Genomic DNA, 21,900 nt, shown 5'->3' on the forward strand with positions numbered 1-21,900 from the left:
ATGCCTAGGTTACTTCGCGAGCCAGGCCTTGAAGCGTTCTTCCAGTGCTTCCTTGTGCTCGGTCCAGAAGTCGTTGTCATAGGAGGCGCCGTACTGAAGGTGCTCCGGCGACGTCGGCAGGTTGGCCTTCCAATTCGCGGGAATGAGGTCGGCGGCTTCCTTGCGGCCGGTGCCATAGGCATAGAGTTTCGAGAAGCCGGCCTGGTTTTCAGGGATGGAGAACCACTTGAGGAGATCCAGCCCGGCCTGCTGGTGCGGCGCGCCCTTCACCACCGCCCAGTAGTCGGTGCCATAGAAGAAGCCAGCGTCCCATGCGATCGTATAGGGCTTCTTCTCGTTGATGGCTTCGTTGGTGATGCGCGCATTGAACCCGTCGCTGAGAGCCACTTCACCACTGTCGAGGTTCTGGATGCCCTGCGTCGTTGTGGACCACCAGACGACGTGCGCCTTGATCTTGTCGAGCATGGCGAAAGCCCGGTCGACGCCTTCCGGCGTGCCCAGCACCTTGTACATGTCCTCGCGCTTAACGCCGTCGGCCATCAGCGCGTTTTCCAGCGTGAACTGCGCCTGCTGGTAGAGGCCGCGCTTTCCCGGAAATTTCTCGACGTTCCAAAAATCCGCCCAGCTCTTCGGCGCGGCGTCGCCCTTGTAGACATCTGTGTTATAGGCAAGGACCGTGGCCCAGGTATCAGACGCGACGCCGCATTCGTGCAGGGTGCCCGGCAAATAATTGGCCGCGTCGCCTGTGATTTCTGGCGTCAGCGGAACGAACAGGCCTTCGGCGCAGCCGACTTCCATGGCGGGCGCTTCGACCGAGACGACGTCATAAGTGATGTTGCCCGCCTGCACCTGGGCACGCACCTTGGCGACCTCGCCGCCCCATTCTTCCATGACGATCGGAACGCCCGTTTTTTCGGTGTACTTGTCCCAGACCCCATCCTTGTAGGCCTTATCCCATGTACCACCCCAGCCGACCACTGTGACGGGTTCGGCCGCGGACACGGCAAAACTCGAGGTCGCGAGGCAGATCGCGGCGGCAGATACGGCTTGCAGATAAGTCCTCATTGCAGTTCCCCTTTCTTTCGTCGTATATTTGATCAAATTTCAAGCGCAAAATGGATTGATTAGCAACAGGAATTTGCGATACGGTGCAAAAAAGTGAAAAAGCCAAAGGGATTTGATCGAATGCTGCAAGGCACTAGAGACGTGCGCGCCAATGTCAGTCTCGCTGCTGTTCTGGACGAGGCCCGACAGCGTTTCGCTGACGCCAACCCGAACAGCCTGGCGCGGCAGAACGAGGCCGCGGCATCGTTGCCGGGCGGCAATACGAGGGCTGTTCTATGGTATCCGCCATTCCCCGTATCGTTTGTTTCCGGCGAAGGCTGCAGGGTGACCGATCTGGACGGGCACATCTATGTCGACCTGGTCTCGGAATACAGTGCCGGTTTTTACGGTCATTCCGACAAGGCGATTTCGGCGGCCCTGGTGAACGTCATAGAGGGCGGCATCATGCTGGGTGCGCCCAACCGCTACGAAGCGCGCCTGGCTGCCGCGGTGGTTGACCGCTTTCCGGCAATCGAGCGCGTTCGCTTTTGCAATTCCGGCACTGAAGCCAACATCATGGCTATTTCGGCGGCTCGCGCCATCACGCAGCGCTCGAAGATACTCGCATTCCGCGAGGGCTACCACGGTGGTGTACTCACCTTTGCGCATGGCGGCTCGCCACTCAATCTACCGTTCCCCTTTGTCTTCGCCGACTACAACGATAGTGCCGGCGCCGTGGCGCTCATAAAGGAACAGGGCGACGAGCTTGCCGCGGTGATCGTCGAGCCGATGATGGGCGGCGGCGGCTGCATCCCGGCGACGCGTGAGTTCCTGGAAGCGCTGCGCGCGGCGACGAAGGAGACCGGGGCGCTGCTGATTTTCGACGAGGTCATGACTTCGCGCCTCGACTACCGCGCGCTCCACGGGGCGCATGGGATTTTTCCCGATTTCGTGACGCTCGGGAAGTATATCGGCGGCGGCGCCAGTTTTGGCGCATTCGGTGGACGCGCCGACCTCGTCGATCGCTTCGATCCGGCTTTGCCCGGTTCGTTCTCGCATGGCGGGACGTTCAACAACAATATTCTCAGCATGGCTGCTGGCTTCACCGGTCTGACCCAGGTGCTGACGCAAGAGGCGAGCCGCGCGATCAATGCGCGCGGCGACCGCCTGCGTGAAGCGATGAACGTTTCCCTTGAAAGGCGTGGCGTCGAGGGCATCGTCATCGGGCGAGGGTCGTTGATGAACCTGCATTTCGTCAGGGGGCCGGTGGACACTCCGGCGCGGCTCGACGATGCCGATCCTTCGGTGATTGCGCTTTGGCATATCGAAATGCTGTTGCGAGGGTACTACGTGACGCCGCGCGGCATGCTGGCGTTGTCACTGCCATTCGGCGACGCCGAACTCGACGGCTTCGCCGGCGCATTCGACGATTTCCTGTCGAGCAACCTCAAAATACTGCCGCGCCGGACAAACTGATGCTGGATCGCAAGGATGCCAATGCCGGCTCGGCCGCGCAAAAGACAGCTCATGTTCGTGTCCATATGGGCTTGAAGGAAGCACTGATGAACGGTGACTTCCTGCCCGGCCAAAGACTGGTCGTGCGACAGCTTGCCGAACAGTACCGGACCAGCGCCATGCCGGTGCGCGAGGCCTTGCGGCAACTCGTCAGCGACGAGGCGATGTTCGACCACCCAAATCGGGGCGTCATCGTCCCCGAGGCCACGGTGGCGCGTATTTCGGATCTGGTGCGTGTGCGCTGCAGCGTCGAAGGAACGGCGGCCGAGTGGGCCGCGACGACCATCACGCCCGAAGAACTCGATGAATTGGCGAAGCTGAACGGGCTGATGCGCGAATGCGTCGAGAGCAATGTCATGGCTAGCTATCTCGGCTTGAACAGGCGCTTCCATTTCACGATGTACCATGCCGCGCGGTCACCTCTCATCCAGCAAATCATCGAGAAATTGTGGCTGCAAGCAGGACCGTTCTTGAACATCGTCCGCTCGGACGTGACCTACGGCCTGGGCCTGGACCATCATGACGAAATGCTCGCGGCGCTGCGTCGCGCCGATGGCGCGGCTGCGCGCAAGGCGCTGGTGGCCGACCTGCGCGAGGCCGCCGACATCATTCTTCGCGCCGCCGCGGCGGCTGAGGCTCAGCCTGCGCGCAAACGCCCGGCTTCGGCACGCCGTGATCCCAAGGCGCAGGCGCGGTGATGGGCGGATCCCCGCGTGGCCCGGTTCATGTCGAGTTTCGTGGCGTCAGCAAGCGCTACGGGCAGACGGCCCAGGCGGTGCGTCAGCTCGACCTGGAAATCATGCGCGGCGAATTCCTGACGCTGCTGGGGCCTTCCGGGTCTGGCAAGACGACGGCGTTGATGATGCTTGCGGGATTCGAAGATACGACCGAGGGCGAAATCCTCATTGACGGTCAGCGCATCGACAACGTTCCCGCCAATCGTCGCGGCATCGGTATGGTGTTCCAGAACTACGCGCTTTTCCCGCACATGACGGTCGCCGAAAACCTGGCTTTCCCGCTCGAGGTCCGCAAACTTAGCCGCGACGAGGTGACGCGACGTGTCAGGAACGTTCTCGACATGGTCCAGTTGCCCGAATTCGGCAACCGGCGTCCGGCGCAGCTTTCGGGTGGGCAGCAACAACGCGTCGCGGTTGCCCGCGCCCTGATCTTCGAACCGAATCTTGTCCTGATGGACGAACCGCTCGGCGCCCTCGACAAGCAATTGCGCGAGCAGATGCAGTTCGAAATCAAGGATATCCATGCCCGGCTTGGCGTCACGTTCGTTTATGTGACACACGACCAGACCGAGGCGCTGACCATGTCGGACCGGATCGCGGTGTTCAGCGCCGGCCGCATCGAGCAGCTTTCGACACCACGCGAACTGTATGAGCGTCCGACGGGCAGCTTTGTGGCGAGCTTCATCGGCGAGAACAACCGCATGTCCGGCACGGTGGTTGCCGGCGGTGAAAACGGTGGCGTGGCCGTCCGTCTCGACGATGGCGATCTGGTGTTGAACGCCATTTCCCCTGGCGCGACGCCCCCTGCGGGCGCCAGGGTGACGCTGTCGATCAGGCCCGAGCGCATGTCCTTATTGCACGATGGCTCCACCGCCCTCAACGTGATTGCGGCAACCGTCGTTCAGTCCGTCTATGTCGGGGATCACATCCGGCTCGTCGCTGTGACGGCGGGCGGCCTGAAATTCATTGTCAAGCTTGCCGCATCGTCGTCTCGGTCCGAACTCAATGCGGGCGAGGCGGTTCGATTGGGCTGTGGTCGTGAGGATTGCCTCGCGCTCGATAGATAACAACAAAAGGCAGACAAGGGAGAGTTCAACCATGAAGAAATCGCCGAAAGTCGTCATAACCTGTGCGGTCACCGGCTCGATCCACACGCCGACGATGAGCCCGTATCTGCCGATAACGCCGTCCGAGATCGTCGACGCCGCTGTCGGAGCAGCCGAAGCCGGAGCGTCGGTGATCCATCTGCATGCCCGCGATCCGGAGACCGGCAAGCCTACCCCTGATCCAAAGCTGTTTATGGATTTCCTGCCGCGCATCAAGCAGCAGACCGACGCCGTGATGAACATTTCCACCGGCGGCGGGCTGAAGATGACCCTCGAAGAGCGCCTTGAAGCCGCGCACGCTTCGAAGCCGGAACTCTGCTCGCTCAATATGGGATCTATGAATTTCGCCCTGCACCACATCGCGCCGAAATACACCGACTGGAAGTACGACTGGGAGAAGGGCTACCTGGAAGACACAAAGAAGGGCATCGTCTCCAACACGTTCGAGCAGATCGAGCGTATCATCGTCGAAGTCGGCCAGGCCTACGGCACGAAGTTCGAGTTCGAGTGCTACGATGTCAGTCACCTCTACACGCTTGCGCACTTTCTAGACCGCAAGCTGCTGAAGCCGCCGCTTTTCGTCCAGACGATCTTCGGGCTGCTGGGCGGAATCGGCGCCGACCCAGAAGACATGATGCACATGCGCAGGACGGCTGATCGGCTGTTCGGAGACGACTATCTCTGGTCGATCCTTGCCGCGGGCAAGCACCAGATAAATCTCTGCACGATGGGCGCGATCATGGGCGGCAATGTACGGGTCGGTTTGGAAGACAGCCTCTATGTCGCCAAGGGCACGCTCGCTAAGAGCAATGCCGAACAGGTTGCCAAGATAAAGCGCATTCTCAACGAGTTATCGCTCGAAATCGCGACGCCCGACGAAGCCCGTCAACTGCTGGATCTCAAGGGCGCAAACGAGGTCGGGTTTTGACGCCCGGCATCGAAACCTATGTCGGCGTCGTGCATCCTTGGATGTGCGACGCGATGGGCCATCTCAACGTTCGTCATTATGTGGCCATGTTTGATGACGCCAGTTTCCAGTTGCTGGGCAGGATTGCCGATCCTCGTTTGACGCCGACCCTCGGCTGGGCGGATGTGAGGATGGAGATCGACTACGTGCATGAAACCGCGGTGGGAACTCTGGTCACCGTTCGCAGCGTTATAGAAAAGCTTGGGAAATCGTCGCTGACTTATCTGCATGAAATGCGCGGTACGCTGGACGGAGTCCTGCATGCGCGCATGCGCACTGTAACCGTGCGCTTCGATCTTCAAGCGCGGAGCAAGATCGAGATCGAAGGCGAAGCCCGGCAGGCGAGCGCGAAACTCCCGAGGGGTGAAGCCGATACGCGTGGGTGACGGCGAGAATGTCTGGTGACGGCATCGTTAGCCGCATTGGCGTCACTGAGCGAGATGCTGTAGGTCGCTGAAGGCTTCTACTAGGAAGGTCAGATATAGCCGCTATCGCACAGGACACCGCATTGGGCAGCCCGCCACAATCGGCCATTGCGTACGATAGTGGGGTTTGAAGTGGTAGCGGGAGAGGGACTTGAACCCCCGACCCCAGGATTATGATTCCCGTGCTCTAACCAACTGAGCTACCCCGCCAGGGCGGCGAAAGACCCGAAATCCGCCTCAAATCGAAAGGCATGTCGGGGGCGTTCGCCAAGGTCGCGCGGATATAAGGTTGGGAGGGTGAGCCTGTCAAGCTTCGAAGCAACCGGCTTGCCGGCTTATCGTCATTATCGAAAAGCTTTGCCGTGCGGACATTTGGTTGCCGCCGCCGGGGTTGAGTTCGAAGGGGCACGTCGCTATGTCTCGGCCAAGAGTTTTTAGAGTTTGAAACAGATGAAGCCGCGCATAGCAGTCCTCGGTTGCGGATACTGGGGCAGCAACCACATCCGCACTCTCAAGGCGCTCGGCGCGCTGCACGCGGTCTCCGACACCAACCGGGCCCGCGCAGAAGGCTTCGCCAGCGAGCAGGACTGCCTGGCGATCGAGCCGGACCAGTTGTTCGTGCGTGACGATATCGACGCCATCGTCATGGCGCTGCCGCCGCAATTCCATGCCGACCTTGCCGTGCGTGCCGTCGCGGCCGGCAAGGACGTGCTGGTGGAAAAGCCGATCGCGCTGACGGTTGCCGACGCCGAGCGTGCGGTGCAGGCGGCCAAGGACAATGGCCGCGTTTTCATGGTCGGCCATGTCCTGCGGTTCCACCCCGCCTTCGAGACGCTGAAAGGGCTGATCGACAAGGGCGAACTCGGCGAAGTCCGCTACATCCACTCGCACCGGCTCGGCCTCGGCAAGTTCCACACAGAGAACGACGCGCTGTGGGACCTGGCGCCGCACGATCTGTCGATGATCCTGGCGATCACCGGCACGGAGCCGATCGAGGTGCGCGGCGAGGGGGCCGCTCTGCTCGACAGTCTCAGCGACTTCGCGCATCTGCACATGCGCTTCCCCAACGGCCTGCGCAGCCATCTCTTCACCTCGCGTCTCAATCCCTATCGCGAGCGGCGGCTGACCGTGGTCGGCACCAAGGCGATGGCGGTGTTCGACGACGTCGAGCCATGGGAACGCAAGCTAGCCGTCTACCGCCACGCGGTGTGGCAGGACAGCGGCCAATGGGCCTTCACCACCAATGAGCCGTCCTATGTCGCGGTTGCCCAGGGCATGCCGCTGACACGCGAGCTGGAGCATTTCATCCAGTGCATCGAGACGCGTGCCGAACCGCGTACCAGCGGCGAGGAAGCGATCAGGGTGCTGCGCATCCTGACCGCCGGCACGGTCACCCACACCAAGTCGAATTCCTGAAGCGCGGATTATTCGGCGGGAACCTTATTCGGCAGGTATCTGGGCCGGCCTGGCGGCAAGCCGGGTCAGCATCGCCTCGGCCTCGGCGCCACGCTCCGAACGCTCGATGAAGCCGCCGCCGAACACGCGAGCTTCGTTGCCGTCGTCGGAGTAGAGCACGCAGGCCTGGCCCGGCGCGATGCCGGACTCGCCGTCGATCAGTTCCACCCATGTGGCACCGGCACGATGATGCAGCACGGCCGGGCGCGGCGGCCGCGTCGAGCGGACCTTGGCGAACAGCTCCAGGCCGCCAGCAGGGACGTCTGTGAGCGGTCCGTCGCCCAGCCAGTTCATATTGCGCAGATAGATCTTGTGCGTCTCCAGCGCCTCGCGCGGGCCGACCACGACGCGAGCGCGGTCGGCATCGAGGTGGACGACGTAAAGCGGCTCGCCGGAAGCGATGCCGATGCCACGGCGCTGGCCGATCGTGTAGCGCAGGATGCCCTCATGGCGGCCGAGCACGCGGCCGTCGATGTGGACGATGTCGCCCGGATTGGCCGCGGTTGGCTTCAGCTTGGCGATGATGTCGGAATACTTGCCCTGCGGCACGAAGCAGATGTCCTGACTGTCCTGCTTGGCGGCAACCGCCAGCCCCATCTCCTCGGCAATGGCGCGAACCTGAGGCTTCGACAGGCCGCCAAGGGGAAAGCGCAGATAATCGATCTGTGCCTGCGTGGTGGCGAACAGGAAATAACTCTGGTCGCGGTCGGCGTCGACCGGACGGTAGAGAGCGCGGTGGGCGCCATTGGCGCCGGAACGAATGTAGTGGCCGGTGGCCAGCGCATCGGCGCCGAGCTCCTTGGCGGTGGCCAGGAGGTCGGCGAACTTCACCGTCTGATTGCAGGAAACGCACGGGATCGGCGTCTCGCCGGCGACGTAGCTCTCGGCGAAGGGATCGATGACCGCCTTGCGGAAGCGTTCCTCGTAGTCGAGCACATAATGGGGGATGCCGAGCGTCTCGGAGACACGGCGGGCATCGTCGATGTCCTGCCCGGCGCAGCATGAGCCGGCCCGGTGCGTCGCCGCGCCGTGGTCGTAGAGCTGCAAGGTGACGCCGACGACGTCGTAGCCCTCGCGTTTCAGCAGGCCGGCGACGACCGAGGAATCGACACCGCCCGACATGGCGACGACGATGCGGGTGTTTTCGGGACGTCCGGGAAGATCGAGACTGTTCATGATGCTTTCGTTCTGCACGGCGCCTCAATGCCAATGTCGAGAATATAGGTCAAGCTTTACCGGCGCGCCAGCGTGCAGGGCGATTCACCGGTTGCGTCCGATCTCGGCCAGGGGATGCATTTTCCCCGGCAAATCAGGGTTTGCGGGCAGATGTTTCAAATGCCGGCGAAAAGACTAACGCGGCGTTCATGATCCTTACCTAGTCATTAGGGTCTGCTTAGGCAATTTTTAAAGCTGTGGCGGTAACGTGGCGGGGATTGGGTCTTTGAGTTTTTTGTAGAGAGTACGATGACCGATCTGGTTAGACCGAGAGTCAAATATGTTATCGGGCCTGACGGCAGCCCTCTTACGATTGCCGATCTGCCGCCGACCAATACACGTCGCTGGGTTATCCGGCGTAAGGCGGAAGTGGTTGCGGCCGTGCGCGGCGGGCTTTTGAGCCTGGACGAGGCATGCCAACGCTACAAGCTCACCACCGAGGAATTCCTGTCCTGGCAGGCGTCGATCGACGAATATGGCCTTGCCGGGCTGCGCACCACACGCATCCAGCAATACCGGCACTGACCATTGCGAATTTAGACGAAGGGCGCGGCTAACCCCGCGCCCTTCTGTTTTTCACCGCTCCCGCTCAGAGCGATAGCACAACCTTGCCGATCGGCTTGGTGGCGAGGAAGGCGTGAGCGGCTCCCGCATGGTCCAGCGGGAAGCTCTTCGCCACATGGACGGCAAGCTTGTTGGCATCGATCAACCGAGCCAGTTCCAGCAGGCCCTCACTGTCGGGCACGACGGACATACGCTCGACCCGAATGTCTCGCGCGCCGGCCTGGGCCCTTGTGTTGTCGCTGACATCGAGCAATGACACCAGCACGCCGCCACGCTTGAGCACCTTCAGCGAGCGTTGGGCGTGGTCGCCGCCCATTGGATCCAGCACCAGATCGATGTCGCGGATCTGATCGGTGAAATCGCCCTTGGTGTAGTCGATGACTTCGTCGGCGCCCAGTTTGCGGACGAAATCGAGCTTGCCCGGGCTGGCCGTGGCGACGACGTAGGCGCTGCGCGCCTTGGCGATCTGCACCGCCAGATGACCGACGCCGCCGGCTCCCGCATGCACCAATACGCGCCGATCCGATTTCAGTCGGCCGTGACGAACAAGCCCTTGCCAGGCGGTGAGGCCGGCCAGCGGCAAGGCGCCCGTCTGGAGGTGGTCCGCGCCCTTCGGCTTCAGTGCGATTTGATCGGCAGGCACGGCAGCCAGCTCGGCATAGGCCGCCGCCTGCTTGGGGAAGCGCGGCATGCCGAACACCTCGTCGCCGATCTTGAAGCCGGTGACGCCGGGGCCGAGTGCTTCGACAGTTCCCGAGATGTCCCAACCCAGGATGAAGGGCGGCTCGCCGAGCAAGGGGTAGTAGCCGGCACGGACGGCGCCGTCGACCGGATTGATGCCTGCGGCCTTGACGCGAACCAGCACTTCGCCGGCCTCTGGCGTGGGATCCGGCTGATCGGCGATGACAAGGACGTCGGGTCCGCCGACGGATTTCTGGATAACGGCACGCATTGAGATGTCTCCTGCTCGGTTGATGCCACTATCATTTGGATAGTAATAGTCTCTTGTCCAGTATGTACCTTCCTGATACATACGCACCCCATGGATAGTGAAGATGATTGCGGTTTCGGCTATGATGCGTTCCGGCGGACGTGTCCTTCGCACACCGTGCTGGAGATGCTGGCCAGCAAATGGGTCTATCTGGTGGTTTGTGCACTGCGCAAAGGCCGGCTGCGCAATGGCGAGCTCGCCCGCAAGCTCGAAGGCATCACGCCGAAGATGCTGACGCAGACGCTGCGGGTGCTCGAGCGCGACGGCCTGGTGCGGCGCGAGATCTTCCCGGTCATTCCGCCGCGCGTCGAATATGAATTGACCGAGCTCGGCCAGAACCTGGCGGGACTGCTTACCCAGATCAGGTCATGGGCGGAGCAGCATGCGCCGGATATCAAGGATGCCCGTGCAAGGGCAATTGCCGAGAGTGAAGGGGATTGGGCCGCGTAGGGCGGATTCATTTTTCCCGCCGGAGCCGCAAGCCGCGACAATGCGCCAGCCTGATGGCGGGCGTTGGCGCGGCAAACCGCCAGGTCTTAGCCGATCATGGCGCTGCGGCCACCGACTTCCGCTTCGCGGATCTTCGTGTCGCGCGATTCCAGCATTTCCGCCTTGGAAAGCTCCGCTTCAGCTTCGCCGAGTAATGATTCGGCGGCGCTTCGCTGCTGCGCGAGGTCGCTTTGGGAATTCCTGAGGTTGTCGCGGCGCAGGCGAGCCGCCTTGGCGAAGGTTGGATAGGCGAAATGGTTGATGTCGGTGATGCCGGCCTTCTTTTCCTCGGCGGTGATCTGAAGCTCCAGTTCGACGGCCATGCGTTCGAACTCGGCGATCATCATGTCGAGCTGCAGCAGCTGCCGCCGCTTCTCATTCACCTGAAACTGTTTCAGCCGAACGAGGTTTTCACGTGACTTCATGATTCGGTACTCCCGGAAACGCACACCCGCATCTATCGTCCAAACCACCTGGAAACGCCCAGGCCGCACCCGTGTCCACCGCCTTTCCCCGAACTATGGGAAACAAAACCCTAAAGTTTTTTGCCGACGGTAACCATTCGTTTACGGGCATTGTTAATCATACGGGTCAGGACTTAAGGCCGGGTAAAAATTCCGGCCACCGATGCGGAAGCGACGTCGATGAGTCCCTGGAGTCGCTTAGTCCAGGTTGTTAATGTGTTGCATTAGGAATTTGGTTCTGAGATTCGTTATTAGATTCAAGAGGGTGTAGAAAGAGGTTAAAAAATCTGGTACCGTCATCGACGGGAAATTAGGATTTGTTAACCATTCAATGGCAGCCTCTGCACAAGGCAACCACTGCTCCGGGTCCGGACGGGTCGTGAAATGGTCCGGCAGCAGAAAAGGGGAATGAAATGCGTGTTCTGCTGATAGAAGATGACAGTGCAACCGCACAAAGCATCGAACTGATGCTGAAATCGGAAAGTTTCAACGTCTACACGACCGATCTCGGCGAAGAGGGCGTCGATCTAGGCAAGCTCTACGACTACGATATCATTCTTCTCGATCTCAACCTGCCTGACATGTCGGGCTACGAGGTCTTGAGAACGCTTCGCCTTTCCAAGGTCAAGACACCTATTCTCATCCTCTCCGGCATGGCCGGCATCGAGGACAAGGTGCGCGGCCTCGGCTTCGGCGCGGACGACTACATGACCAAGCCGTTCCACAAGGATGAGCTGGTTGCCCGCATTCATGCCATCGTGCGGCGCTCCAAGGGCCACGCCCAGTCGGTCATCACCACCGGCGACCTGGTGGTCAACCTCGATGCCAAGACCGTCGAAGTCGGCGGCCAGCGCGTGCACCTGACCGGCAAGGAATACCAGATGCTGGAGTTGCTTTCGCTGCGCAAAGGCACCACGCTGACCAAGGAAATGTTCCTCAACCACCTCTATGGCGGCATGGACGAGCCTGAGTTGAAGATCATCGACGTCTTCATCTGCAAGCTGCGCAAAAAGCTCGATGCGGCATCGGGCGGTCAGAACTACATTGAAACGGTCTGGGGGCGCGGCTATGTGCTGCGCGAACCGGAAGACATTCGCGTCAGCGCCTGAGCGACGAATCGTTCGAATCTTTTCAAAAAAAACCCGGCTTCGGCCGGGTTTTTGCATGACGGGCTGGTAACGGTCTGTTTTTGGGCTTCCGAGCAGGAAACCGTCACGCACTTTTTCTGGAATTGCTCAAGGGTGCCGAATCAGGTGCGCTCTTCAAGGTGCGAAAGCGCTCGAGCAGTTGCGGGCGGTTGAACGGCTTCAAGAGATAGCCCTGGGCGCCGGCGCGCTTGGCCCGCATGATCGAAGCAATATCGAGCTCGACCAGGGAAATCAGGATCTGCGGCCTTATCGGGCTCTCCATGGCGCGGACGCGACGGATGAGATCGACCGCCGGTACGTCGGGCAAGGCGCCATCGACGACGATGATGTCGGGCATGTCGGCGGCGCACATCTCCAGCGCGTCAAGTCCGCTGGCAGCCTCGATGACAATCATTTCGGAGCCGCCCAGGATGCGTTTTGCAACCTTCCTGATGACGCTTGAATCGTCGACGAACATGCAGCGTTTCATTTCCGGGTCCTCTTTGCCTTCTGGCAGTCCGGTAGCGTCGGGGGCATCCAGGGCGGACCATAGGCCAATCTGGTAAAGAAGCCGAAAAGGCGTTAGGTAAAATTTTTACAAAGATGGGCAGGTGCCTGCTTTTATTCGCGAATGCTTTGGCACTGCCTGGACGAACAGATGCCTCCCAAGTCGATGAGCTGGAATTACAGATTTCAGTGTAGAAATACTTCGCTTTATCGGCTGCGCAATCAGGCCGCAGAAAGCACGATTTCTTCCGGCGTCGCGTGGATCGATATCGTCATGCCGGCTTCGCGCGCCAGAAGCAGCGTGTAGTAGGGCTGCACGGAATGCGCGTCGATCGGTTCCTCCGGCTTGTGGCCGGAATGCAGTTCGAGGAACTTCGGCGGCACACGCAGCATCGGGCCAGCCGACGCAAGCGCGAAACGCGGTTCGGTCTCAAGATTTTCCAGCGTCACGGAAAGCTTGCCGCCGCGCGGAATGGCGGCATTGGCGACGAGGATCAGGTTGAGCAGCAGCTTGACCTTGTTCTTGGGCAGCAACGCGCGGGGCCCGTTCCAGGTCAGTTCCGGCTTTTCGTTCTTGAGGAAGGCGATGGCGACCGCTTCGGCATCGCCGGTATCGATCAACATGCCGGCCGAGCCGGCGGCACCGAAGGCGATGCGGGCGAACTGCAGGCGGGCCGAAGCGTTGCGGGCGCTCTGGCGGATCAGCTTCATGGCGTCCTCGTCGGCGCCGCCTTCATCAAGCAATTCGAGCCCGTTGTTGATCGCGCCGACCGGCGAGATGATGTCGTGGCAGACCCGACTGCACAAAAGCGCTGCCAGATCGGGTGCGGAAAGGGTGAACAGATCGGCCATCGGCGAAAAATCCCTGCAAAATCTCACAACTCGTGGCCGGGCGATCGATCGTCGCCTGCCACACGAATCACGCACTCTCTCCTCGGGCTTTCTGAATACACAGCGCCCGTGCGTGCAGCAACAAATCCAAATTGTGGTTGTGGCAAATGGCGTGTTCACGCAGGCTGCCGGCCCCACTTGAGCGACCCCAAACAGCCTTCGAACCGCCATGTTCATGTGTGAGCTTAATGGTTGAAAAAGGATTACGGCATAGTTTGCCCCTAACAGTTACCCTTAACGGCCGGCTAAAAGAGCCGTACGGGGTGCGAGGCGTCGGCGAAGGTGCTCCCTGACGGAGATTGGAAGCATGTTTTCCCGATACTACGACCGGAGCTTTCTCCGTGTCTTCTCAATGGCGGTCACGCTCCTGGGCGTTCTCGTCTTCTCGACTTCAGCCCTGCGGGCCCAGGAATACACCGCTCAGGAGATTGTCGATTCCGGTCACAAATTTTTTGGCGCGACATCGGGCGGGCTCGCCACGGTGATCGAGAAGATTTTTGCCTCCTACGGCCTGCCCAACGGCTATCTGCTGGGCGAAGAAGGCTCGGGTGCGCTGATCGGTGGCCTGACCTATGGCGAAGGCACGCTCTACACCAAGAATGCCGGCGACCACAAAGTGTTCTGGCAAGGCCCGTCACTCGGCTGGGATTTCGGCGGCGAGGGGTCGCGGGTGATGATGCTGGTCTACAATCTCGACGATGTGGGCAGCCTCTACAACCGCTATGGCGGCGTCGCCGGTTCGGCCTATGTGGTGGCTGGCGTCGGCTTCAACGTGCTGAAGAACAACAATGTGATTTTGGTGCCGATCCGCACCGGTGTCGGTGCCCGGCTTGGCGTCAATCTCGGCTATCTGAAGCTTACCGAGCGCGCCACCTGGAATCCGTTCTAAGCTGAAGTCCTTGGCTGTCGTTGCCCAAAACCGGGACCGCTTTTGGGTCGACATGCATTAAACTCGTGGCGTTGCGGCAAACCCTTGCCGCAACGCTGGATTTCCGCCATGTCAACGTGGCACAGTCAAGCGCTCTATGCGCTTTTGGTTTATCTGGTTTGATGCTTACCGGCCACAACGGGTAGTCACTTGGTCCAGTCGGTCCTGTTCTTCGTCCTCGGCTTTCTCTGCGCTGGCTTTCTGGCGCTCATGGTGGCTCCGGCCATATGGCGTCGTGCGGTCGCGCTTACACGCAGACGCGTCGAATCCTCGATCCCTCTGACGCAAACCGAGATCCAGGCGGACAAGGATCGCATCCGCGCCGAATACGCTATGACGACGCGCCGCCTGGAAATCGGCGTCAAGGCGTTGCGAGAGAAGGCGGCCGAACAACTCGTCGAGATCAATCGCGGTCGCGAGGCCATAAAGGGCCTGGCGGTCGAGCGGACGGACAAGAACCAGGCGCTGACCGAGCTGGGCGCGAAGAACGAAGCGCTGCGTCAACGAGAGGGCGAGTTGCAGCAGCTTTCGGAGCGGCTGAAGGAAACCGAGCGCAAGCTGGAAAAGCGCGCAGTTGAGCTGGAAAAGCTGGAGCGCATGTATGACGACGCCAGTTTTTCCTCGAGCAGCCGGCAGATCGAGCTCGTGGCGCGAGAGTCCGAAATGCAGAAGCTCGCCAGTGACATTGCGATGCTGCGCGGCCAGCGCAAGGAAGCCGACAGGCGCGGCCAGGAAATCGTGGCTGAAAGCAAGGCCGCGCGGGAGGCCCTGAAAGCCGAGAAGAAAAGGACCGCCGAGCTCGACAAGAAGGTCGAGCGGCTGCTGGCCACACTTGCCGATCGCGAAGACAAACTCGACCGCCGCGAAAAGGAACTGGCACGCATGCGCGAAAGATCGAAATCCGAAGACAGCGCGCCAGCCTTGCGGCTGGTCGGCAAGGGCGGCGATGTCGCGGGGAGCGATGATTTCGACAAGGCAATCGCCAAGCTCGACAGTGACCGTGAGCAGCTCGAGGCGAGGCTGGCGGCGCTGGCGCGAGAGAACAAGCGGCTGAAGGCGGATCTCACCGCACTGGCAGTGTCCAAGGCCACGGACAGCAGCTCCGCCTTGCGCGAGCAGATGAACGAACTGGCGGCGGAGGTCGTCCATCTGACGGCCAAGCTCGAGGGGCCTGGTTCGCCGATCGCCAAGGCATTGGCGGTACCGTCGGACGCCCGCTCCGGCAACGATGACCGCAGTCTTGCCGACCGCGTGCGCGCGCTGCAGAAGGCTGACGCGACAAGCTGAATCAGGCTTCTTTAGAGTATTTCACCGTTTCACGGAAACGGCGAAATGCCCTAACTCTTTGCTTTGACGCAATTCTGGACGGAAAACCGCTTCACACTTTTCCTAGAATTGCTCTAGCCGAAAAATGATGCAGCGCGATGGCTGAAGCCGCGGCGACATTCAGGCTGTCGAAGCCTTCCGCCATGGTAATCCGCACGTTGCGCAGGCTTGCGAGCAGGTTGTCCGGCAAGCCTTCGCCCTCGGTGCCGAGATAGAGCGCCAGGCGCTTACTGCGCTGCGCATCGCGGATGTCGGTCTTCCCGCGTGGCGACAGCGCGAATTGTTCGAAGCCACGTCGGGCGAGCATCGTTGTGAAGCCGGCGGTGTCGGAGAACGATGCGAAGGGGATTTTGAGCGCGGCGCCGACCGAAACGCGGATCGCCTTGCGATAGAGCGGGTCGCAGCATGTCGCATCCAGCAGAACCGCGTCAGCGCCAAAGGCGGCGGCATTGCGGAAGATCGAGCCCACATTGTCATGGTTGGCGATACCGACGAGCACTACGACGAGCGCCCGAGGCGGCAAGCCATCGAGCAGGTCTTCGGCCGGCTGCGGCTCTCCCTTGCGGCCAATGGCCAGGATTCCGCGATGCATATGAAATCCGGCGATAGCGTCCATCACCGCGCTGGTGGCGACATAGACCGGGAGGTCGGCGGGCGCCTTGCTCAGGATGTTGTCGAGACCTGCCAGCCGGTTTTCCAGGACCAGGATCGATTCGGCGGCAAAGCGCCCGGTCGAGAGCAGCAGGTCGAGCACCACCTTGCCTTCGGCGACGAAGCGGCCTTGCCGGCCGGCGAGGTCACGCTCGCGAATGTCGAGATAGGCAGCGACGCGCGGATCTTGCGGGTCGTCGATGCGAATGGGATCCATGCATTCCTCGCGACCGTCGCATCGGCCCGAAAATCCGGACCGCTTCCCGGCGCTCACCTTGTTTGGAAAGCACGATGCGACAATTCGGGACAATCAGCCAGCTCTGTACGCCCCGGATGGGCGCATGTCGCTCTGAAATCACCGGCGAGATCGGCGCTATGTGGTCAGGTTCCGGCACGGCGCAAACGGTGCGCCATCTGGGACAAGTCATCCTTGCCGCTGCCGAAAATGCCGTCCAGCATGACAAGCAGTTCGCGCACGGCGTCGGATTTGCAGGAATAGTAAATCATCTGCCTGTCACGGCGGGTGTCGACGAGGTCGAGCGCACGCAACTTGGCCAGATGCTGGGATAATGCCGATTGACTGAGCATCACCTTCTCGGCGATGGCGCCGACCGACATTTCACCGTCGGCGAGATAGCTCATGATCAACAGCCGCTTCTCATTGCCCATCAGCATGAGAAATTCGGCCGCGGATTCGGCGTTGACGATTAGCTTTGTCGAGACCATTGATGCCCCATGCTTCTTGTTCATCCCGACGCCATGGGGGCAATGGCGTCTGATTCCATAAACTCACTTGTCAACCGACGCTGGCGATTCAGCGCCACCAGCAAAAGGTAGAGCATTTCATTTAAATCTCAAGTGTTGCTTTTGATCAAACATAATTAAGTCCAGTCTCCGGCGTCGACCGAGGCCCGGCCGCTCTTGGCCATCTCGACCAGAACGTGTCGCAATTCGCGCACTGCCACCAGGGGTTGCGGGAAGAAAACCCGGCAAGTGTCATCACCCGATACCAGATCCATGCCATCGGCATCGAAGCCGGTAATGGTCCAGCCGTTGGCGGATGCTGTCGCGAAATGCCGGGCATACACGGCGATTGCGTCAAGATGGTCGGCGTTCATGTGATCGATGGCGGATTGCTCGCTCGCCGCAAGCTCCTCGACGATCGGCCCGCTGGTGAGCAGATCCGACCGATCGAGATGATAGGCCTTGCCGAAACCTCCATTGAGGCTGGCGCGTTGCGGCTCGAGGCGAAAGATCGAAAAGTCGCCGAGACTGGCGTAAAGTTTCGCCTTGGGATTGTGGTTGAGATAACGGCGCTCGGCGCGGGCGTGTTCGCTTGATCCGCGATCGAGCCGTGCCGCCCGGCAGACCAGTGTCAGGCGCGGGTGCGCAAGCGGGTCGCCCTTGCCGGGTTCGCCAAGCAAAAGGGAGCAGCGCGGATCGGCAAGCAGGGCGCCGGTGTGCGCCGAGAGCATCGACACCAGGATCAGCGGCGCGCCGTCGATGTCGGTGGCCACGCCGACCCTGCTGGCCAGCGGTGAGCCGGTTTGCGGTTCGATCACCGCCAGCGCGCCAAAGCGGGCGTTGCGCAGAAGCGTCTTCGCCAGCCGGATCGCTTCGGCGTCCGTCTCGCAGATCACGTCCTTCTTCGGCTCGTCCAAGGCATCACTCAATAAGTGGATTTTCTTTCTCCAATTATCTGTCAAACAAACCGGATTTGGCAAGGTCGTCGATCTCGTTTTTCGAAAACCCGAAACGTGCCAGCACCTTCGACGGGGCGAGATCGCTGTCGGCGGGCCTGATCGCCGGTGTCGGCTGTGAGCCGGAGAAACGCGGCGCCGGGGCAGGGCGCTCAAGTGCGCCCGCCATCACGAAGGCGTTGCGCGCCCGATTGTGCGGGTGGTGCTTCGCCTCTTGCAGCGACAGGACGGGGGCCACGCAGGCATCGGTTTGCGCAAACAGCAGGTCCCAGTTGTCGCGCGCTTTCTGCCGGACCCGTTCGGCAATGGCGGCGCGCATCGGCGGCCACAGGGCCTTGTCGTACTGGCCGGACGCAAAGTGCTCGTCGAGCGGCAGCAGCCTGGCGAATTCGGCGAAGAATTGCGGCTCGAGGCAGCCAATGGCGATGTGCCCGCCATCCGCCGTCTCATAGGTGTCGTAGAACGGGGCGCCGGAATCGAGCAGGTTCGCGCCGCGCTTGTCGCTCCACAAGCCGGCCGCCGTCAAGGCGTGCAGGGGCACCGCCAGCATCGAGGCGCCGTCGACCATCGCTGCGTCGATGACGTCACCCTTGCCCGTGCGAGAACGTTGGAACAGGGCGGCCAGCACGCCGGCAATCAGCATCATGGCGCCACCGCCATAGTCGGCGACAAGGTTGAGCGGCGGGACGGGACGGCCGTCGGCATGGCCGATGGCGTGCAGCACGCCGCTATAGGCGAGGTAGGTGATGTCGTGGCCGGCGCGGCCGGCGAGCGGACCGTCCTGGCCGAAGCCGGTCATACGGCCGTAGATCAGCGCCGGATTACGCGCCTGCACCGCTTCCGGGCCGAGGCCGAGCCGTTCCATGACACCCGGGCGAAAGCCTTCGAGCAACATGTCCGCCTTTTCGGCAAGGCGCAGTAACAGATCGGTGCCTTCACGGCGCTTCAGGTCGAGGCGCAGGACGGCGCGGCCATGGCGGTCGATGTTGTACTCATCCGGCAGCGACAGGAACTGGCTCGTCCCCGCCCGTTCGATGCGCAACACTTGCGCGCCCATCTCCGACAGCATCAGGCCGGCCAGCGGCACCGGGCCGAGCCCGGCCATCTCGATCACCTTCAGCCCGGCCAGCGGACCGGTTTTAGCGGCAGCGGACAGGCCGGCGCTCATGACCTTCTATTTCGGCGCCATGCGAATGGCGCCGTCGAGGCGAATGGTCTCGCCATTCAGCATCTGGTTCTCGACGATGTGCAGGGCGAGAGCGGCATATTCGGATGGTTCGCCCAGGCGCGACGGGAATGGCACGGCGGCGCCCAGCGAATCCTGAACTTCCTGCGGCATGCCGGCCATCATAGGCGTCTTGAAGATGCCGGGTGCGATGGTGCAGACGCGGATGCCGGAACGGGCAAGATCGCGCGCCACCGGCAGCGTCATGCCGACGACGCCGCCCTTGGAAGCCGCATAGGCGGCCTGACCGATCTGGCCATCATAAGCGGCAACCGAAGCGGTGTTGACGATGACGCCGCGCTCGCCGCCCTGCAGCGGCTCGAGCTTCGACGCGCGCTCGGCAACGAGGCGGATCATGTTGAACGTGCCGATCAGATTGACCTCGATCACCTTGCGATACTGATCAAGGGGGTGGGGACCATCCTTGCCGATCGTCTTCACGCCGATGGCGATGCCGGCGCAGTTGACCAGGATCCGTGGCTGGCCAAGCTTGGCCGTAACGTCGGCGAGGGCAGCGGTCCCGCTGTCGGCGCTGCTGACGTCGCACTGGACGGCTATACCGCCGATCTCGGCCGCGACCTTGGCCGCGCGATCGATACCGACATCGAAGATGGCGACGCGGGCGCCCTTGGCCGCCAGCGCGCGCGCCGTTGCCTCGCCAAGGCCGGAGCCGCCGCCGGTGACGATCGCGATCTGGCCGTTCGGGTTCATGGCGTCATCCTTTGATCTCGGGAACAGTGGGATGGATCAGGCGCCAGATCGAAGGGAAAGGTCAAGCCATCGCCGCGGTAGGATCGGCCACCCTGGCCTGATCGGCGTGGCCGACCTCGCCCAAGAGCCTGGCTACCGCGCCCGGCGCGATCTCGTGCGACAGCAGCCGGTCGAGATCGACGGGGCGCGGCATCGAAATCTGGCCGCGCGGAATCCGCTTGAAACCGAGCGGCCCGTAATAGGGCTCGTCACCGACCAGCATGACGGCAGGTGCGCCGGCCCGGGCGGCGGCCTCCAGCGCGATCGCCACCAACCGGCGGCCGATGCCGAGATTCTTGAAGGCCGGCCGTACCGCGAGCGGCCCGAGCATCAATGCGCGGCCGGCACCGGCGGCGATGCGGGTCATGCGCACCGAGGCGACGACAATGTCGCCGTCGACGGCGACAAAGGACAGCGAGCGTTCGTGCCCTCCGGCTTCGCGGATCTTGTAGGCGGCCAGCACAAAGCGGCCCGGCCCGAAGGCTTCGTCGTTGATGGCTTCGATCTGGAGGTCATGCGCCGGGGTTTCCGGCAGGTATTTCACGTCGGCAAGGCTCATGGTCTTTGCGTTCCGGTAAGGAGGAAGGTTGCTGCAAACGGCAGCATTCGCCAGTCAGCGCTTCATCAAGCGCGGGCGCCCTTTCGTCGTCGGTCAAACCGGATCAAAGCAAAGTCGAACATGCGGATTGTCCGCTAGCATCAATTTTCGGCCGCTGCAATCGGCCGTTTTTGTCCGTCGTTTCGGCCAAGTGACGGTCTGTTCAGCACCTGACGCCTTCGACAGGCCAACCTTGCGCCTAAATAGGCAAAAAGGACGCAAGGAGATTTGCATGGGATTGCTGGTCGACGGCAGGTGGCAGGATCGCTGGTATGATACGGCGGATAACGGTGGCAGGTTCGTACGGGCGCAGTCACAATGGCGCGATTGGATCACCGTTGACGGGGCGCCTGCCGAAGGCCGGACGCGCGGTTTCAAGGCCGAGCCCGGCCGCTATCACCTCTATGTCTCGCTTGCCTGTCCGTGGGCCCACCGGACGTTGATCTTTCGCGCGCTGAAGAAGCTGGAAGGCGTCATATCGGTGTCAGTGGTGCATCATTTCATGGGCGCCAACGGCTGGACGTTTTTGGCTGAGGATGGCGCCACGGGCGACACGCTTTACGGCCTCGACTTCCTGCACCAGATCTATGCCAAGGCCGATCCCGCCTATTCGGGCCGGGTGACGGTGCCGGTGCTGTGGGACAAAAAGGAACAAACCATCGTCTCCAATGAGTCTTCCGAAATCATCCGCATGCTGAATTCAGCCTTCGACGAATGGGGCGACGCCAGCCTCGATTTCTATCCGAAGGCGTTGCGCGGCGAGATCGATCGGATCAATGCGCTGGTCTATCCCGCGGTCAACAACGGCGTCTATCGCGCCGGCTTCGCCACCACGCAACGTGCCTATGAAGAGGCGTTCGGTGAATTGTTCACAGCGCTGGATACGCTGGAGGAGCGGCTGTCGAAGCAGCGCTATCTCGTCGGCGATCGTATCACCGAAGCCGACTGGCGGCTGTTCACCACGCTGGTGCGCTTCGATCCGGTTTATGTCGGCCATTTCAAATGCAATCTGTGCCGTATCGCCGACTACCCGAACCTGTCCAACTATCTGCGCGATCTCTATCAGGTGCCTGATGTGGCCGGGACGGTGAATCTGCATCATATCAAGGCGCATTATTACGGCAGCCACCAGACAATCAATCCGACGCGGATCGTGCCTGTCGGACCGGATCTGGATTATGCCGCACGGCATGACCGGGCGCGCTTCGAGAAAGCGGCAGCCTGA

General features: G+C 61.6%; 24 protein-coding genes and 1 tRNA gene. 12 read left to right on the forward strand and 13 right to left on the reverse strand.

All coding sequences use genetic code 11. From position 1 onward, the window contains the following. Positions 1-9: 9 nt before the first annotated feature. A complete protein-coding gene (locus NKJ11_RS06230) occupies positions 10-1,065 on the reverse strand; it encodes an ABC transporter substrate-binding protein (RefSeq protein WP_352630106.1) in 1,056 nt (351 codons plus the stop codon). A gap of 120 nt (positions 1,066-1,185) precedes the next feature. Between NKJ11_RS06230 and NKJ11_RS06235 the strand changes: the two genes are divergently transcribed. Genes NKJ11_RS06235 through NKJ11_RS06255 form a run of 5 tightly spaced genes read left to right on the forward strand, consistent with a single transcriptional unit; the run spans position 1,186 to position 5,755 of the window. Beyond that, complete coding sequence (locus NKJ11_RS06235) at positions 1,186-2,520, forward strand: aspartate aminotransferase family protein (protein WP_352630104.1); 1,335 nt, start codon at positions 1,186-1,188, stop codon at positions 2,518-2,520. Next, complete coding sequence (locus NKJ11_RS06240) at positions 2,520-3,257, forward strand: GntR family transcriptional regulator (RefSeq protein WP_352630102.1); 738 nt, start codon at positions 2,520-2,522, stop codon at positions 3,255-3,257. The genes NKJ11_RS06235 and NKJ11_RS06240 overlap by 1 nt, the downstream gene beginning before the upstream one ends. After that, a complete protein-coding gene (locus NKJ11_RS06245) occupies positions 3,257-4,363 on the forward strand; it encodes an ABC transporter ATP-binding protein (RefSeq protein WP_352792920.1) in 1,107 nt (368 codons plus the stop codon). Before NKJ11_RS06240 ends, NKJ11_RS06245 begins: the two co-directional genes overlap by 1 nt. 31 nt (positions 4,364-4,394) lie before the next feature. Next, complete coding sequence (gene kce / locus NKJ11_RS06250; protein ID WP_352440332.1) at positions 4,395-5,330, forward strand: 3,5-dioxohexanoate:acetyl-CoA acetone transferase; 936 nt, start codon at positions 4,395-4,397, stop codon at positions 5,328-5,330. Next, the gene (locus tag NKJ11_RS06255; RefSeq protein ID WP_352630095.1) at positions 5,327-5,755 is read left to right on the forward strand and encodes an acyl-CoA thioesterase; all 429 of its coding nucleotides are present in this window, start codon (positions 5,327-5,329) and stop codon (positions 5,753-5,755) included. The genes kce and NKJ11_RS06255 overlap by 4 nt, the downstream gene beginning before the upstream one ends. A gap of 172 nt (positions 5,756-5,927) precedes the next feature. Here NKJ11_RS06255 and NKJ11_RS06260 read toward each other — a convergent pair. Then, positions 5,928-6,004: transfer RNA gene (locus tag NKJ11_RS06260), tRNA-Met, on the reverse strand. A 240-nt stretch (positions 6,005-6,244) separates the two neighbouring features. Here NKJ11_RS06260 and NKJ11_RS06265 point away from each other — a divergent pair. Continuing rightward, positions 6,245-7,210: a Gfo/Idh/MocA family protein gene (locus NKJ11_RS06265; RefSeq protein ID WP_352792921.1), complete on the forward strand. Its 966-nt coding sequence runs from the start codon at positions 6,245-6,247 to the stop codon at positions 7,208-7,210. Positions 7,211-7,234: 24 nt separating this feature from the next. Here the strand turns inward: NKJ11_RS06265 and mnmA are convergent, their stop codons facing one another. Further along, complete coding sequence (gene mnmA, locus NKJ11_RS06270) at positions 7,235-8,425, reverse strand: tRNA 2-thiouridine(34) synthase MnmA (protein ID WP_352792922.1); 1,191 nt, start codon at positions 8,423-8,425, stop codon at positions 7,235-7,237. Positions 8,426-8,713: 288 nt separating this feature from the next. Between mnmA and sciP the strand changes: the two genes are divergently transcribed. Next, on the forward strand, positions 8,714-8,989 hold the full coding sequence (gene sciP, locus NKJ11_RS06275; RefSeq protein WP_013529904.1) for a CtrA inhibitor SciP: 276 nt from the start codon (positions 8,714-8,716) through the stop codon (positions 8,987-8,989). 64 nt (positions 8,990-9,053) lie between these two features. Here sciP and NKJ11_RS06280 read toward each other — a convergent pair whose 3' ends face one another. After that, entirely contained in the window at positions 9,054-9,980 is a 927-nt protein-coding gene (locus NKJ11_RS06280; protein ID WP_023809912.1) for an NADP-dependent oxidoreductase, read from the reverse strand. 90 nt (positions 9,981-10,070) lie between these two features. On the opposite strand from NKJ11_RS06280, the gene NKJ11_RS06285 reads away from it, so the two are divergent. After that, a complete protein-coding gene (locus tag NKJ11_RS06285) occupies positions 10,071-10,469 on the forward strand; it encodes a winged helix-turn-helix transcriptional regulator (protein WP_023809911.1) in 399 nt (132 codons plus the stop codon). A gap of 86 nt (positions 10,470-10,555) precedes the next feature. On the opposite strand, the gene NKJ11_RS06290 is transcribed toward NKJ11_RS06285, so the two are convergent. After that, positions 10,556-10,933 carry a flagellar export protein FliJ gene (locus tag NKJ11_RS06290; RefSeq protein ID WP_013529907.1) on the reverse strand — a complete coding sequence of 126 codons (378 nt, stop codon included), beginning with the start codon at positions 10,931-10,933 and terminating at the stop codon, positions 10,556-10,558. Between the two features lie 452 nt (positions 10,934-11,385). On the opposite strand from NKJ11_RS06290, the gene ctrA reads away from it, so the two are divergent. Beyond that, the gene (ctrA, locus tag NKJ11_RS06295) at positions 11,386-12,081 is read left to right on the forward strand and encodes a response regulator transcription factor CtrA (RefSeq protein WP_006203583.1); all 696 of its coding nucleotides are present in this window, start codon (positions 11,386-11,388) and stop codon (positions 12,079-12,081) included. Between the two features lie 103 nt (positions 12,082-12,184). On the opposite strand, the gene NKJ11_RS06300 is transcribed toward ctrA, so the two are convergent. Both NKJ11_RS06300 and chpT read right to left on the reverse strand, forming a co-directional pair. Beyond that, positions 12,185-12,589, reverse strand: a complete 405-nt coding sequence (locus NKJ11_RS06300) for a response regulator (RefSeq protein WP_032901484.1) — start codon at positions 12,587-12,589, stop codon at positions 12,185-12,187. A gap of 239 nt (positions 12,590-12,828) precedes the next feature. Next, entirely contained in the window at positions 12,829-13,458 is a 630-nt protein-coding gene (chpT, locus tag NKJ11_RS06305) for a histidine phosphotransferase ChpT (RefSeq protein ID WP_024504504.1), read from the reverse strand. A gap of 391 nt (positions 13,459-13,849) precedes the next feature. Between chpT and NKJ11_RS06310 the strand changes: the two genes are divergently transcribed. Both NKJ11_RS06310 and NKJ11_RS06315 read left to right on the forward strand, forming a co-directional pair. Further along, positions 13,850-14,386 (forward strand): DUF1134 domain-containing protein, encoded by a 537-nt coding sequence (locus NKJ11_RS06310; RefSeq protein ID WP_245273156.1) that lies wholly within the window; start codon positions 13,850-13,852, stop codon positions 14,384-14,386. Between the two features lie 189 nt (positions 14,387-14,575). Continuing rightward, complete coding sequence (locus NKJ11_RS06315) at positions 14,576-15,712, forward strand: coiled-coil domain-containing protein (RefSeq protein ID WP_352630089.1); 1,137 nt, start codon at positions 14,576-14,578, stop codon at positions 15,710-15,712. A 91-nt stretch (positions 15,713-15,803) separates the two neighbouring features. On the opposite strand, the gene NKJ11_RS06320 is transcribed toward NKJ11_RS06315, so the two are convergent. The 6 genes from NKJ11_RS06320 to NKJ11_RS06345 all read right to left on the reverse strand — a co-directional run bounded on the left by NKJ11_RS06320 (position 15,804) and on the right by NKJ11_RS06345 (position 20,636). Then, entirely contained in the window at positions 15,804-16,619 is an 816-nt protein-coding gene (locus NKJ11_RS06320; RefSeq protein WP_352721701.1) for a TrmH family RNA methyltransferase, read from the reverse strand. Positions 16,620-16,783: 164 nt separating this feature from the next. After that, positions 16,784-17,128 (reverse strand): ArsR/SmtB family transcription factor, encoded by a 345-nt coding sequence (locus NKJ11_RS06325; protein WP_023760638.1) that lies wholly within the window; start codon positions 17,126-17,128, stop codon positions 16,784-16,786. Positions 17,129-17,283: 155 nt separating this feature from the next. Further along, complete coding sequence (locus NKJ11_RS06330) at positions 17,284-18,063, reverse strand: HugZ family pyridoxamine 5'-phosphate oxidase (RefSeq protein ID WP_352793016.1); 780 nt, start codon at positions 18,061-18,063, stop codon at positions 17,284-17,286. Between the two features lie 34 nt (positions 18,064-18,097). Further along, a complete protein-coding gene (locus NKJ11_RS06335) occupies positions 18,098-19,270 on the reverse strand; it encodes a CaiB/BaiF CoA transferase family protein (RefSeq protein ID WP_352792923.1) in 1,173 nt (390 codons plus the stop codon). Positions 19,271-19,276: 6 nt separating this feature from the next. Then, a complete protein-coding gene (locus NKJ11_RS06340) occupies positions 19,277-20,038 on the reverse strand; it encodes a 3-hydroxyacyl-CoA dehydrogenase (protein WP_128303701.1) in 762 nt (253 codons plus the stop codon). Positions 20,039-20,099: 61 nt separating this feature from the next. Next, complete coding sequence (locus NKJ11_RS06345; RefSeq protein ID WP_352674685.1) at positions 20,100-20,636, reverse strand: GNAT family N-acetyltransferase; 537 nt, start codon at positions 20,634-20,636, stop codon at positions 20,100-20,102. Positions 20,637-20,907: 271 nt separating this feature from the next. Between NKJ11_RS06345 and NKJ11_RS06350 the strand changes: the two genes are divergently transcribed. Next, positions 20,908-21,900 carry a glutathione S-transferase family protein gene (locus NKJ11_RS06350; RefSeq protein WP_352792925.1) on the forward strand — a complete coding sequence of 331 codons (993 nt, stop codon included), beginning with the start codon at positions 20,908-20,910 and terminating at the stop codon, positions 21,898-21,900.

This window comes from Mesorhizobium sp. M0243, assembly GCF_040321775.1.
Lineage (GTDB): Bacteria > Pseudomonadota > Alphaproteobacteria > Rhizobiales > Rhizobiaceae > Mesorhizobium.